Source organism: Enterobacter sp. R-25, from assembly GCF_049913205.1.
Lineage (GTDB): Bacteria > Pseudomonadota > Gammaproteobacteria > Enterobacterales > Enterobacteriaceae > Enterobacter > Enterobacter ludwigii.
In genome coordinates this window covers 701,372-716,198 of the sequence record NZ_CP183982.1, presented here as the reverse complement: position 1 = coordinate 716,198, position 14,827 = coordinate 701,372, and the positions used below count along the sequence as shown (strand labels likewise).

Here is a 14,827-nt window from a genome sequence, read left to right as displayed (position 1 = left end):
TTGCCACTCAACCTTGAGGTGCAAAGTGTTAAAAAAAGTTCTCCCCCTTCTGGCGCTGTTTGCGCTCCCTGCTGTCGCGAAGCCCGTCCTGACGGTCTACACCTACGATTCCTTCTCAGCCGACTGGGGTCCGGGTCCGGTAGTGAAAAAAGCCTTTGAAGCTGACTGTCAGTGCGAACTGAAGTTCGTGGCGCTGGAAGATGGCGTCTCTCTGCTTAACCGCCTGCGCATGGAAGGCAAAAACAGTAAAGCCGATGTGGTGCTTGGGCTGGATAACAACCTGCTGGAGGCCGCCTCGAAAACCAAACTGTTTGCCAAAAGCGGCGTCGCCACCGATGCCGTCAGCGTCCCGGGCGGCTGGCAGAACGACACCTTTGTGCCGTTCGATTACGGTTACTTCGCGTTTGTTTACGACAAAAACAAGCTTAAAAACCCGCCGAAAAGCCTGAAGGAACTGGTCGAAAGCGAGCAGAAATGGCGCGTTATTTATGAAGATCCTCGTACCAGTACGCCAGGCCTGGGTCTGCTGCTGTGGATGCAGAAAGTCTACGGCGATGACGCTCCGCAAGCGTGGCAGAAGCTGGCCGCCAAAACCGTCACCGTGACAAAAGGCTGGAGCGAAGCCTACGGTCTGTTCCTGAAAGGGGAAAGTGATCTGGTTCTGAGCTACACCACCTCCCCGGCTTATCACATCATCGCCGAGAAAAAAGACAATTACGCCGCCGCCAGTTTTGCTGAAGGGCACTATCTGCAGGTCGAAGTGGCAGCCCGCACGGCATCCAGCAAACAGCCCGAACTGGCCGAGAAGTTCCTGAAATTTATGGTCTCCCCGGCATTCCAGAACGCGATTCCAGCGGGTAACTGGATGTACCCCGTGACCAGCGTGGCGTTGCCAGCGGGCTTTGAGAAACTGACCAAACCGCAAACCTCGCTGGAGTTTACGCCTCAGCAGGTTGCCGCGCAGCGAGCAGCATGGGTAAGTGAATGGCAACGCGCCGTCAGCCGTTAATTCCCGGATGGTTAATTCCTGGGCTGCTCGCCGCCGTATTGATGGTGGCGGTCAGTCTGGGCGCATTCCTTGCCTTGTGGTTTAACGCGCCAGAGAGCGACCTGTTCGCGCTCTGGCACGACAGTTATCTCTGGCACGTTATCCGTTTCTCTTTCTGGCAGGCCTTTCTCTCTGCGCTGCTGTCGGTTATCCCCGCCATTTTCCTGGCTCGCGCGCTTTATCGCCGCCGTTTCCCCGGCAGGCAGGCCCTGCTGCGCCTGTGCGCCATGACGCTGATCCTGCCGGTCCTGGTGGCCGTGTTTGGCATCCTGAGCGTCTATGGTCGTCAGGGGTGGCTGGCTTCACTTTTCAGCCTGCTGGGTCTGGAGTGGCGCTTCTCGCCCTACGGACTGAAGGGCATTCTGCTGGCGCACGTCTTTTTCAATATGCCGATGGCGACCAGACTCTTTCTACAGGCACTGGAAAACATCCCCGGTGAACAGCGCCAGCTTGCCGCCCAGTTGGGCATGCGCGGTATGTCCTTCTTCCGCCTGGTTGAATGGCCGTGGCTGCGTCGTCAGATCCCGCCGGTTGCGGCTCTGATCTTTATGCTCTGTTTCGCCAGTTTTGCCACCGTGCTTTCACTCGGCGGCGGCCCGCAGGCCACCACCATCGAACTGGCAATTTACCAGGCGCTCAGTTACGACTATGACCCCGGCCGCGCCGCGCTGCTGGCGATGGTGCAGATGGTTTGCTGCCTGTGCCTTGTGCTGCTGAGCCAGCGTCTGAGCAAAGCCATCCCGCCGGGCAGTAATCAGATAACCGGCTGGCGCGACCCGCAGGACAGTATGCATAGCCGGATCGCTGACCTGTTGCTTATCACGCTGGCGCTGCTGCTTCTGCTTCCGCCGCTGATGGCCGTCATCGTCGATGGCCTGAACCTGAATCTCGTTACCGTGTTGCAGCAGCCCGTTCTCTGGCAGGCAACGTGGACCTCGTTACGGATCGCGCTGGCCGCCGGGCTGCTGTGTGTCATGCTGACCATGATGCTTTTATGGAGCAGCCGCGAGCTTTACGCGCGTCAGGCCCGTAAAGCCGGGCATGCCCTGGAGCTGACAGGCATGCTGATCCTGGCGATGCCCGGCATTGTACTGGCGACGGGGTTCTTTTTACTGTTCAACAGCACTATTGGCCTGCCGGAAAACGCCGACGGCATCGTGATTTTCACCAATGCCCTGATGGCGATCCCCTACGCGCTGAAGGTGCTGGAAAATCCGATGCGAGACATCAACAGCCGCTACGCGCTGCTGTGCCAGTCGCTCGGTCTGCAGGGCTGGCAGCGGCTAAAGATTATCGAACTGCGTGCGCTGAAACGCCCGCTGGCCCAGGCCCTGGCCTTCGCCTGTGTGCTCTCAATTGGTGATTTTGGTGTCGTGGCGCTCTTCGGTAATGAAGATTTCCGCACCCTCCCGTACTGGCTGTACCAGCAAATTGGCTCCTATCGTAGCCAGGAGGGAGCCGTCACGGCGCTGCTGTTACTGGTGCTCTGCTTTGCCTTATTTACCGTTATCGAAAAACTTCCGGGGCGTAATGTTAAAACTGACTGATGTAACCTGGCTCTACCAGCATCTGCCAATGCGCTTCTCCCTTTCGGTTCGTCAGGGAGAGATGATTGCGGTTCTGGGTCCGAGCGGGGCCGGAAAGAGTACTTTGCTCAATCTGATTGCCGGTTTTCTGCAACCGGCGAGCGGGTCGATAGTGATTGAAAACCGCGACCATACGCGCACGCCACCCGCCCGACGTCCGGTGTCGATGCTGTTCCAGGAAAATAATCTGTTCATGCACCTGACGGTGCGGCAAAACATCGCCCTGGGTATGGATCCTGGCCTGAAACTCAACGACGGTCAGCGCCAGAAGCTGGAGCTGATTGCCGCTCAGATGGGCATTACCGCGTTTATTGATCGCCTCCCCGAAGCCCTCTCCGGCGGGCAGCGTCAGCGGGTGGCGCTGGCGCGCTGCCTGGTGCGCGAGCAGCCCATACTGCTTCTGGATGAGCCCTTCTCTGCACTCGATCCTGCCTTGCGCCAGGAGATGCTTACCCTGGTGCAGGACGTGTGCCAGCGTCAGCAACTGACAATGCTGATGGTTTCGCACAGCATTGAGGATGCCGCGCGGATTGCGCCACGATCGGTGGTCATTGCAGAAGGGCGAATTGCCTGGGATGGCGGCACAGAGGAACTGCTCAGTGGTCACGCAGGGGCGTCTTCATTGTTGGGCATCAGTGCGGGCTGACCCTCTCCCACGGGAGAGGGAAACAGATTAACGGCTCACCACCTTCAAGAGAATTTCACCGTACACCGGCATCAGCGGGTGGCGAATCAGGGCGACCAGCGCCACCACGGCAACCCCCAGCATTAACGGCGCGAGCCACAACAGGCGCGAGCGTGGCAGATAACGCGTCAGGCGATCAACATTCGCTTTCGCGCTGCGCCACAGTCGCCAGCACAGCCAGGCAGCGATCCACAACAGCAGGGCCGTAGCCAGCAACAACCACTTAAACTCGCCACTTTGCATTCCGTCAGGAATATCAACGGTGGCCCCTGCCAGGATCCCCGGCAGAAAGTAGAACGGCGGCCAGAAAACACAGCCGATGATGTTCGGCACCACGAATTTCGCAACAGGCAGATCCAGCATCCCCGCGACCATCGGCACCAGCGGACGCGTTGGTCCAACAAAGCGACCGACGAGGATCGTGAACATGCTGTGCTGATGCAGCGCGTGTTCGGTTTTATCCAGCAAGGCTTTGTTCTTTTTCATGAACGACCAACGGTGCAGCGGTTTCTTAAAGCGCCAGCCCAGCCAGAAGGAGATCCAGTCGCCAAGTAAACAGCCGATAATCCCCGCCATCCACGCCTGCCAGAAATTCACTTCACCGCTGCCAATCAACGCGCCCAGCCCCGCCATCATCACCGTGCCGGGGAGGATCAACCCAACAAGTGCAAGCGATTCCAGAAACGCCACCAGCGCAACGGCGATAAGCGAATATATAACGGACTGGGTGATAAAATGTTCCAGCAATGCCTGCATAACTATTCCGGTCAGAAAACGAATCAGGGATTCTGCTTAGCGCCCTGCACCGCGTCAAGACAACAATTGTCTGAATAGTTTACAGGTTGCTTCCACAGTTCACCTGCTTGTTTATCTTTTTTTACCGTTTATTCACATCCTGCCCGGAATTCACTGGGGCTGGCACCGGTGCATTTTTTAAATACCCGGGAGAAATAGAGCTGATCTTCAAAGCCCACATTGCGCCCCACGGTGGCAATGGGCATGCGGGTGGTGCTGAGCAGGAGCTTCGCCTGGCTGATACGCTGGTCCTCACGCCAGCTCAGGACGCTGACGCCCAGCTGCTGACGGAACAGATGTGACAGCCGCGACGGTGAGAGACACACATGCTGGGCGACGCTGGCGATATCGAACTGGCTGTCGGCCAGATGGTCGCTGATGTACTGGCAGGCGTCGCGCACGCGGTTGTCCAGCGGAGGATTAAGTGACGCGTTTATCGCCTCCATCCGGCGCAACAGCACCTGTTCAAGCAGGTTAATCGCCAGCAGTTCGGCATACCGGCCACCCGCCTGCCCCGCTTCAATAATTTGGGCAAAGAGTTCGCGGAACTGAGCCAGATGAACATCGTCCGGGCGATAAAAACCGGTGTGCGCAAAAATAGCCGGCCACGAGAGCCACTCCTGCCAGTAGGCGCGCGGGCGGAAGTAGACCCACTGGTGATACCACTCTTTGGCCTCCGGGTGACGCCCGTAGTGGTGGATCTCTCCCGGCGGAAACAGCAGCATATCACCCGGACGGCAGACAAACTGCTGATCGTTATTTTTGATAATCCCTTCCCCACGCACCGTCAGGTTCAGAATATACCCTTTCATCCCGAGCGGTCGGTCGACGTAAAAATCGAGATATCCCTCAGCCTCGATAGGGGTCAGCCCCGCCACCAGGTGAGCATTAAACGAGTAGCCCGGTAATAAGGGATCGTTTTGCGTTTCGGCCATAGATTCAGTTCTCCCAAGGGTCCTGAAGGAAACCAATTGTCCATATCGATAAAAGCAGTATAAAAATGGCCCGCGAAAAGATCCAAAAAGCATCACGCCTCTTTTACGTCCGCCATGTTTCAGCCTTTCCCCCTGATTTGTCCGCCCACGGGGGCAGATCAGCAGTAACAAAAGTGTCTATAAGTGCGGCAGAAATGTCCACATTGATTATTTGCACGGCGTCACACTTTCTATTGCAACAGCAATTTAGTCCATAAGATTAGCGGATCCTGCCTGACGATTTTCGCCTCCAGTCTCTAATGTTCTCTCATACCTGTTTTTTGATGGAGCAACACCATGGCAATTGCGATTGGCCTCGATTTTGGCAGCGACTCGGTTCGCGCTCTGGCAGTGGACTGTACAAGCGGCCAGGAAATAGCAACCAGCGTTGAGTGGTACCCGCGCTGGCAAGAGGGGCGCTACTGCGATGCGCCAAATAACCAGTTCCGTCACCATCCACGTGACTACATTGAGTCGATGGAAGCGGCAATCAAAACCGTACTGACTGAACTGACCGACGCCCAGCGGGCAGAAATCGTCGGGATTGGCGTCGACAGTACCGGCTCAACGCCTGCCCCTGTGGATGCCGAAGGCCATGTTCTGGCGCTGCGTCCGGAGTTTGCTGATAACCCGAACGCCATGTTCGTGCTGTGGAAAGATCACACCGCCGTTGAAGAGGCCGAGGCCATTACCCGCTTGTGTCACCAGCCCGGTAAAACGGACTACTCGCGCTACATCGGCGGTATTTACTCCAGTGAATGGTTCTGGGCCAAGATCCTCCACGTAACCCGCGCGGACGCATCCGTTGCGCAGGCCGCGGTATCGTGGATTGAACTGTGTGACTGGGTACCAGCCCTGCTCTCCGGTACCACGCGTCCGCAGGATATCCGCCGCGGACGCTGCAGCGCCGGACACAAATCCCTGTGGCATGAAAGCTGGGGTGGCCTGCCACCGGCGGCGTTCTTCGATGAACTCGATCCCGTCATCAACAAGAGTCTGCAATACCCGCTGTTTACCGACACCTTCACCGCCGATATTCCGGTGGGTACGCTTTGTGAAGAGTGGGCGACGCGCCTGGGTCTGCCGCAAAACGTGGCCATCTCCGGCGGGGCGTTTGACTGCCACATGGGCGCGGTGGGCGCTGGTGCCCAGCCAAACACGCTGGTGAAAGTTATCGGCACCTCCACCTGCGACATTCTCACCGCGGATAAAGCCAGCGTAGGCGATCGGGCGGTAAAAGGCATCTGCGGCCAGGTTGACGGCAGCGTCGTACCGGAGTTTATCGGTCTGGAAGCGGGTCAGTCCGCCTTTGGTGATATCTACGCCTGGTTTGGCCGCGTGCTGGGCTGGCCGCTGGATCAGCTGGCCGCGGCGCACCCTGAGCTGAAGACCCAGATTGCCGAAAGTAAAAAGCAGCTTTTGCCGCAACTCACCGCCGCGTGGGCAAAGAATCCTTCTCTCGATCACCTGCCGGTGGTGCTCGACTGGTTCAACGGTCGCCGTACGCCATTTGCCAACCAGCGCCTGAAAGGGGTGATCACCGATCTTAACCTCGCCACCGACGCGCCAGCGCTGTTTGGCGGCCTGATTGCCGCAACTGCCTTTGGGGCGCGCGCCATTATGGAGTGCTTCACCGAGCAGGGCATCGACGTCAACAACGTGATGGCACTGGGCGGCATCGCCCGTAAAAACCCGGTAATCATGCAGGCCTGTTGTGACGTGCTGAACCGTCCGCTGCAGATTGTCGCCTCCGATCAGTGCTGTGCCCTCGGTGCAGCGATCTTCGCGGCCGTTGCGGCAGGCGTTCATGCCGATATCCCGACCGCGCAGCAGCACATGGCGAGCGCTGTCGAAAATACCCTCCAGCCGCGTGCTCAGCAGGCGCAGCGTTTTGAACAGCTTTATCAGCGCTATCAGCAATGGGCAAAAAGCGCCGAACTTCACTATCTCCCTGTCGCCGCCCCGGCCAAACACACCGCGGACACTACGGCAACCCTGACACATTAAGGACACAATAATGACCATTTTTAATAATTATGAAGTGTGGTTTGTCATTGGCAGCCAACATCTGTACGGGCCGGAAGCGCTGCAACAGGTGACGAAACATGCTGAGCACGTGGTCAACGCGCTCAATGCAGAGGCTAAACTGCCGTGCAAACTGGTGCTCAAACCGCTCGGCACGACCCCGGATGAGATCACGAACATCTGCCGCGACGCGAACTACGACGATAAATGCGCCGGCATGGTAGTGTGGCTGCACACCTTCTCACCGGCCAAAATGTGGATCAACGGTCTGGCCATCCTCAATAAACCACTGATGCAGTTCCATACCCAGTTCAACGCGTCCCTGCCGTGGGACAGCATTGATATGGACTTTATGAACCTGAACCAGACCGCGCACGGCGGCCGCGAGTTCGGCTTTATCGGCGCACGTATGCGCCAGCAGCATGCGGTCGTCACCGGCCACTGGCAGGATCAGCATGCGCAAAAACGTATCGGCTCCTGGATGCGCCAGGCGGTGTCCCGACAAGATACTCGTCACCTGAAAGTGGTGCGTTTCGGCGACAACATGCGTGAAGTGGCGGTCACCGACGGCGATAAAGTTGCCGCACAGATTAAATTTGGTTTCTCGGTGAATACCTGGGCCGTGGGTGACCTGGTGCAGGTGGTGAATGAAATCAGCGATGGCGACGTAAGCGCGCTGGTCGACGAATACGAAAGCAGCTACCGTCTGACCCCTGCGGCACAAATTCACGGTGGCAAACGCCAGAACGTGCTGGATGCAGCACGTATCGAACTGGGCATGAAACGCTTCCTGGAACAGGGTGGCTTCCATGCCTTTACCACCACTTTTGAAGACCTCCACGGCCTCAAACAACTGCCCGGCCTGGCGGTACAACGTCTGATGCAGCAGGGCTACGGCTTTGCCGGCGAAGGCGACTGGAAAACTGCCGCTCTGCTTCGCATTATGAAAGTGATGTCAACCGGTCTGCAGGGCGGCACCTCCTTTATGGAGGACTACACCTACCACTTCGAAAAAGGCAACGACCTGGTACTGGGCTCGCATATGCTGGAAGTGTGTCCTTCCATTGCCGTTGAAGAGAAACCGATCCTCGACGTGCAGTACCTTGGCATTGGCGGAAAAGCCGACCCGGCACGTCTGATCTTCAACACCCGTACCGGCCCTGCCATCAACGCCAGCCTGATTGACCTGGGCGACCGTTTCCGCCTGCTGGTGAACTGTGTGGATGCGGTTGAAACCCCGCATTCTCTGCCAAAACTGCCGGTCGCCAACGCCCTGTGGAAAGCGCAGCCTGACCTGCCAACCGCCTCGGAAGCCTGGATCCTGGCCGGTGGCGCGCACCACACCGTCTTCAGCCACGCGCTGGATCTGAACGACATGCGTCAGTTCGCCGAACTGCACGACATCGAACTGACCGTCATTGATAACGATACCCGCCTGCCCGCGTTCAAAGACGCGCTGCGCTGGAACGAAGTCTATTACGGTTCAAAACGTTAACAGGGGAACCTTTGGCCTGCCGCAGGGCGGGCCTCTTTTCCTGGAGGATTGCATGTTAGAAGATCTCAAACGTCAGGTACTTGAAGCCAACCTGGCGCTGCCCAAACACAATCTGGTGACGCTGACCTGGGGCAACGTCAGCGCCGTTGACCGCGAGCACGGCGTCTTCGTGATAAAGCCGTCAGGGGTGGATTACACGGTAATGACCGCAGAAGATATGGTTGTCGTCAGCATCGCCACGGGCGAAGTGGTGGAAGGAAAGAAAAAACCCTCCTCGGACACGCCAACGCATCGCCTGCTCTACCAGGCCTTCCCGACCATTGGCGGTATTGTGCATACCCATTCGCGTCATGCGACCATCTGGGCGCAGGCCGGCCAGTCCATTCCGGCGACCGGAACCACGCACGCAGACTACTTTTACGGCACCATTCCCTGCACCCGTTTGATGACTGATGAAGAGATCAACGGCGAGTATGAGTGGGAAACCGGCAACGTTATCGTCGAAACGTTTGAAAAACAGGGTATCGACGCTGCGCAAATGCCCGGCGTGCTGGTGCACTCCCATGGACCTTTTGCCTGGGGCAAAAACGCCGAAGATGCGGTACATAACGCGATTGTGCTGGAAGAGGTCGCGTATATGGGCATTTTCTGCCGCCAGCTGGCACCGCAGCTTCCGGATATGCAGCCAACCCTGCTGGATAAACACTACCTGCGTAAACATGGCGCAAAAGCCTATTACGGACAGTAAACTGTATATATACCCAGCATAAAATATTCAACCAGGCTATAATCAAGCCTGGTTTTGTTTTATGGGATAGCGGCGTGGCGCAGGCGCAAGAAGGTTTTTTACTTACCCGACACTGGCGGGATACTCCTCAGGGCACCGAGGTGGCATTCTGGCTGGCGACGGACAACGGCCCGCTGCACGTGACCCTGCCGCCGCAGGAGTCCGTGACTTTTATCCCGAACGATCACGTTGAGAAAGTAAAGCAACTGCTGCGCGGTGAAAATGGCTGGCGCCTGACGCCGCTTGAACTGAAAGATTTCCACCGTCAGCCCGTACATGGCCTTTACTGCCGCGCCCATCGCCAGCTGATGCGTTATGAAAAACTGCTGCGCGACGCTGGCGTGACGCTGTACGAAGCCGATATCCGCCCGCCAGAACGTTTTCTGATGGAGCGGTTTATTACTGCCCCCGTCTGGGTCGACGGCACCGCGCAAAACGGCAGCCTTATTAACGCCCGTCTCAAACCCAACCCTACCTACCGGCCGCCGTTGAAATGGGTCTCGCTGGATATCGAAACCACTCGCCACGGTGAGCTGTACTGTATCGGCCTTGAAGGCTGCGGGGATCGGGTTGTTTATATGCTTGGCCCCCCGAATGGCAACGCATCCGCGCTGGATTTCCGGCTGGAGTATGTCAACAGCCGGCCACAGCTTCTGGAAAAGCTTAACCAGTGGTTTGCCGATCGCGATCCCGATGTGTTGATCGGCTGGAACGTGGTGCAGTTCGATCTGCGCGTGCTGCAAAAACATGCTGAACGTTACCGCATCCCCCTGATGCTGGGGCGCGGAAACAGCGAGCTGGAATGGCGCGAGCACGGTTTTAAAAACGGTGTGTTTTTTGCGCAGGCCAATGGCCGCCTGATTATCGACGGCATTGAGGCGCTCAAATCTGCCTTCTGGAATTTTTCCTCTTTCTCTCTGGAAGCGGTGGCGCAGGAGCTGCTCGGCGAAGGGAAATCCATCGACAATCCGTGGGACAGGATGGATGAAATCGACCGGCGTTTTAACGAAGACAAACCGGCGCTCGCCACCTACAACCTGAAAGATTGTGAGCTGGTGACGCAGATTTTCCACAAAACAGAGATCATGCCCTTCCTGCTCGAGCGCGCGACGGTGAACGGCCTCGCCGCTGACCGGCACGGTGGCTCCGTGGCCGCCTTTAGCCACCTCTATTTCCCGCGTATGCACCGGGCGGGCTATGTCGCCCCCAACCTCGGTGACGTGCCACCGCAGGCAAGCCCGGGCGGTTACGTGATGGATTCCCGGCCCGGGTTGTATGACTCCGTGCTGGTGCTGGACTACAAAAGCCTCTATCCGTCCATTATTCGCACCTTCCTGATCGATCCCGTCGGGCTGGTGGAAGGGATGGCGCAGCCTGACGATTTGCACAGCACAGAAGGTTTTCTCGGGGCCCGCTTCTCACGGGAAAAGCACTGTCTGCCGGAAATCGTGGGAAACATCTGGCACGGTCGCGACGAGGCTAAGCGTCATGGCAACAAGCCCCTTTCTCAGGCGCTGAAAATTATCATGAACGCGTTTTACGGGGTTCTGGGGACCAGCGCCTGCCGCTTCTTCGACCCACGACTGGCGTCATCTATCACCATGCGCGGGCACGACATCATGCGCCAGACCAAAGCGTTGATTGAATCCCAGGGTTATGACGTTATTTATGGCGATACGGATTCCACCTTTGTCTGGCTTAAGGGCGCGCATTCAGAAGAGGATGCCGCGCGAATCGGCAAATCACTGGTGGCTTTTGTGAACGCCTGGTGGCAGGAAAGTTTGCAAAAAGAGCGGTTAAGCAGCGCGTTAGAACTGGAGTTTGAAACCCATTTCAGCCGCTTTTTAATGCCCACCATTCGCGGTACCGACCAGGGCAGTAAGAAGCGCTACGCCGGACTTATTCAGGAAGGTGACAAGCAGCGAATGGTCTTTAAAGGGCTGGAAACCGTGCGCACCGACTGGACGCCACTGGCACAGCAGTTTCAGCAAACGCTTTATCTGCGTATCTTTCGCAACGAGCCTTATCAGGACTACGTGCGTGAAACAATTGCCAGCCTGATGGCAGGTGAACTCGACGCCCAGCTGGTGTACCGCAAGCGCCTGCGCCGCCCACTGGCGGAATACCAGCGCAACGTTCCGCCGCACGTCCGCGCCGCGCGTCTGGCGGATGAGGAGAACGTGCGCCGGGGGCGTGCCCCGCAGTATCAGAACCGGGGAACCATCAAATACCTCTGGACCACCAGCGGCCCGGAACCCGTGGATTACCAGCACTCGCCTCTGGATTACGAGCACTATCTTACGCGTCAGCTTCAGCCGGTCGCGGACGGAATTTTGCCCTTCATCGACGACGACTTTGCTACACTAGTGACAGGGCAACTTGGCCTATTTTGACACGTGACGAAATGGCTGCCATCCAGTACCATAGCGCCCTTTCCATTCCCGGACCCATTTTTCAATGACTGTCTTTTTTGACGGTGGTTGAACTATTGCCTGCAATTTACGATTAGAGCCGAACAAATATGCCTTTTACACTTGGTCAACGCTGGATCAGCGATACAGAAAGCGAACTTGGATTAGGAACCGTGGTTGCCGTGGATGCACGAATGGTTACCCTCCTTTTCCCTGCTACCGGTGAAAACCGCCTGTACGCCCGCAATGATTCCCCTGTGACCCGCGTGATGTTCAACCCGGGTGACACCGTGACCAGCCACGACGGCTGGCAGCTAAAGGTCGAAGACGTAAAAGAAGAGAATGGACTGCTCGCCTACATCGGGACTCGCCTGGACACCGACGAGGCCAATGTCATCCTGCGTGAGGTGCTGCTCGACAGCAAACTGGTATTCAGTAAGCCACAGGATCGCCTGTTTGCCGGGCAAATCGACCGTATGGATCGCTTCTCCCTGCGCTATCGCGCACGCAAGTTCCAGAGTGAACAGTACCGTATGCCGTGGAGCGGCCTGCGCGGTCAGCGTACCAGCCTTATCCCCCACCAGCTGAACATCGCCCATGACGTGGGCCGCCGTCACGCACCTCGCGTACTGCTGGCAGATGAAGTGGGCCTGGGGAAAACCATTGAAGCGGGCATGATCCTGCATCAACAGCTGCTTTCCGGCGCAGCCGAGCGCGTGCTGATTGTGGTACCCGAAACCCTGCAGCATCAATGGCTGGTCGAGATGCTGCGCCGCTTTAACCTGCGTTTCGCTCTGTTTGATGACGAGCGCTATGCAGAAGCCCAGCACGATGCGGACAACCCGTTTGAAACGGAACAGCTGGTGATCTGCTCTCTGGATTTCGTACGCCGCAGCAAGCAGCGTCTTGAGCATCTGTGCGACGCCGAATGGGACGTGATGGTGGTCGATGAAGCGCACCATCTGGTCTGGAGCGAAGATGCACCAAGCCGGGAATATATGGCTATCGAACAGCTTGCCGAGCGCGTGCCAGGCGTCCTGCTGCTGACCGCAACGCCGGAGCAATTAGGTCTGGAGAGCCACTTCGCCCGTTTGCGCCTGCTCGATCCAAACCGCTTCCATGACTTTGAGCAGTTCGTTGAAGAGCAAAATAACTACCGTCCGGTCGCCGATGCCGTTGCCCTGCTGCTGGCGGGTAAACATCTCTCGAATGACGAGCTCAACACCCTGAGCGATCTGATTGGCGAGCAGGATATTGAGCCTCTGCTGCAGGCGGCCAACAGCGACAGTGACAACGCGGATTCCGCGCGTAAAGAACTGATCGATATGCTGATGGATCGCCACGGCACCAGCCGCGTCCTGTTCCGTAACACCCGTAACGGGGTGAAAGGTTTCCCGAAACGCGAACTGCATACCATCAAATTGCCACTGCCGACGCAGTACCAGACGGCCATTAAAGTTTCCGGCATTATGGGCGCGCGCAAAACTGCAGAAGAGCGTGCACGCGACATGCTCTACCCGGAACAGATTTACCAGGAATTTGAAGGCGATACCGGCACCTGGTGGAACTTCGACCCGCGTGTTGAGTGGCTGATGGGCTATTTGACCGCGCACCGTTCTCAGAAAGTGCTGGTGATCTGCGCCAAAGCAGCCACCGCGCTGCAGCTGGAGCAGGTCCTGCGCGAACGCGAAGGTATTCGTGCCGCCGTGTTCCACGAAGGGATGTCCATCGTCGAGCGGGACCGTGCCGCGGCATGGTTTGCAGAAGAGGACAGCGGTGCCCAGGTTCTGCTGTGCTCTGAAATCGGGTCTGAAGGCCGTAACTTCCAGTTTGCCAGCAACCTGGTGATGTTCGATTTGCCGTTCAACCCGGATCTGCTGGAACAGCGTATCGGCCGTCTGGATCGTATTGGCCAGGCGCATGATATTCAGATCCACGTTCCTTATCTGGAAAAAACCGCCCAGTCCGTTCTGGTGCGTTGGTTCCACGAAGGTCTGGATGCGTTTGAGCATACCTGCCCGACCGGCCGCCCGATTTACGATCAGGTGCACGCCGATCTGATCGGCTATCTGGCCGCGCCAGAGAACACCGACGGGTTTGATGAATTGATCAAAGCCTGCCGTGATAAGCATGAAGCGCTGAAATCACAGCTGGAACAGGGCCGTGACCGCCTGCTGGAGATCCACTCCAACGGCGGTGAAAAAGCCCAGGCGCTCGCTGAAAGCATTGAAGAGCAGGATGATGACACCAGCCTGATCAGCTTCTCCATGAACCTGTTCGACATCGTTGGCATAAACCAGGACGATCGTGGCGAGAATTTGATTGTCCTGACCCCGTCCGACCATATGCTGGTCCCGGATTTCCCTGGCCTGCCGGAAGATGGATGCACCATCACCTTTGAACGTGATGTGGCACTGTCGCGCGAAGATGCGCAGTTCATCACCTGGGAGCACCCGCTGATCCGCAACGGTCTGGATTTGATCCTCTCAGGCGATACCGGCAGCAGCACCATCTCGTTGTTGAAAAACAAAGCGCTGCCAGTGGGTACCCTATTGCTGGAACTGATTTACGTTGTCGAAGCGCAGGCGCCGAAACAGCTGCAGCTCAACCGCTTCCTGCCGTCAACGCCTGTGCGTCTGCTGCTGGACAAAAACGGCACGAACCTCGCCGCTCAGGTTGAATTCGAGAGCTTTAACCGCCAGCTGAGCGCCGTGAACCGCCATACCGGCAGTAAGCTGGTCAATGCGGTACAGCAGGATGTGCACGCTATTCTGCAGCTGGGTGAAACGCAGATCGAAAAAGCGGCCCGGGCGCTGATTGATGCCGCACGTCAAGAAGCCGACGACAAACTGTCCGCGGAACTCTCCCGTCTGGAAGCGTTGAAAGCGGTAAACCCAAACATCCGCGATGACGAGCTGGCAGCGATCGAGAGCAACCGTCAGCAGGTGCTGGAAAGCCTTAATCAGGCAGGCTGGCGTCTGGATGCCCTGCGTCTTATCGTTGTGACGCATCAGTAAACGG

Annotated in this window: 10 protein-coding genes; 8 read left to right on the top strand and 2 right to left on the bottom strand. The window is 57.5% G+C overall.

Annotated features, from left to right (window positions below):
- The first annotated feature begins 25 nt into the window (after positions 1-25).
- The 3 genes from thiB to thiQ are packed head-to-tail and all read left to right on the top strand — an operon-like array spanning position 26 to position 3,280.
- Positions 26-1,009: a thiamine ABC transporter substrate binding subunit gene (gene thiB, locus ACN9MQ_RS03405; RefSeq protein ID WP_032679618.1), complete on the top strand. Its 984-nt coding sequence runs from the start codon at positions 26-28 to the stop codon at positions 1,007-1,009.
- Entirely contained in the window at positions 985-2,595 is a 1,611-nt protein-coding gene (gene thiP / locus ACN9MQ_RS03400; protein ID WP_426021230.1) for a thiamine/thiamine pyrophosphate ABC transporter permease ThiP, read from the top strand. The genes thiB and thiP overlap by 25 nt, the downstream gene beginning before the upstream one ends.
- Complete coding sequence (gene thiQ / locus ACN9MQ_RS03395; RefSeq protein WP_020882567.1) at positions 2,579-3,280, top strand: thiamine ABC transporter ATP-binding protein ThiQ; 702 nt, start codon at positions 2,579-2,581, stop codon at positions 3,278-3,280. Before thiP ends, thiQ begins: the two co-directional genes overlap by 17 nt.
- Positions 3,281-3,307: 27 nt before the next feature.
- Here the strand turns inward: thiQ and ACN9MQ_RS03390 are convergent, their stop codons facing one another.
- Both ACN9MQ_RS03390 and araC read right to left on the bottom strand, forming a co-directional pair.
- Entirely contained in the window at positions 3,308-4,075 is a 768-nt protein-coding gene (locus ACN9MQ_RS03390) for a DedA family protein (protein WP_113656589.1), read from the bottom strand.
- A gap of 128 nt (positions 4,076-4,203) precedes the next feature.
- Complete coding sequence (gene araC, locus ACN9MQ_RS03385; protein ID WP_426021231.1) at positions 4,204-5,049, bottom strand: arabinose operon transcriptional regulator AraC; 846 nt, start codon at positions 5,047-5,049, stop codon at positions 4,204-4,206.
- A 336-nt stretch (positions 5,050-5,385) separates the two neighbouring features.
- On the opposite strand from araC, the gene araB reads away from it, so the two are divergent.
- From araB to rapA, 5 genes are all read left to right on the top strand, one after another.
- On the top strand, positions 5,386-7,095 hold the full coding sequence (gene araB / locus ACN9MQ_RS03380) for a ribulokinase (protein WP_044867129.1): 1,710 nt from the start codon (positions 5,386-5,388) through the stop codon (positions 7,093-7,095).
- Positions 7,096-7,105: 10 nt separating this feature from the next.
- A complete protein-coding gene (gene araA / locus ACN9MQ_RS03375) occupies positions 7,106-8,608 on the top strand; it encodes an L-arabinose isomerase (protein ID WP_250369334.1) in 1,503 nt (500 codons plus the stop codon).
- A 52-nt stretch (positions 8,609-8,660) separates the two neighbouring features.
- Positions 8,661-9,356 carry an L-ribulose-5-phosphate 4-epimerase gene (araD, locus tag ACN9MQ_RS03370; protein ID WP_032679615.1) on the top strand — a complete coding sequence of 232 codons (696 nt, stop codon included), beginning with the start codon at positions 8,661-8,663 and terminating at the stop codon, positions 9,354-9,356.
- Positions 9,357-9,430: 74 nt separating this feature from the next.
- Positions 9,431-11,788 (top strand): DNA polymerase II, encoded by a 2,358-nt coding sequence (polB, locus tag ACN9MQ_RS03365; RefSeq protein WP_151712095.1) that lies wholly within the window; start codon positions 9,431-9,433, stop codon positions 11,786-11,788.
- 128 nt (positions 11,789-11,916) lie between these two features.
- The gene (rapA, locus tag ACN9MQ_RS03360; protein ID WP_020882562.1) at positions 11,917-14,823 is read left to right on the top strand and encodes an RNA polymerase-associated protein RapA; all 2,907 of its coding nucleotides are present in this window, start codon (positions 11,917-11,919) and stop codon (positions 14,821-14,823) included.
- Positions 14,824-14,827 lie beyond the last annotated feature (4 nt).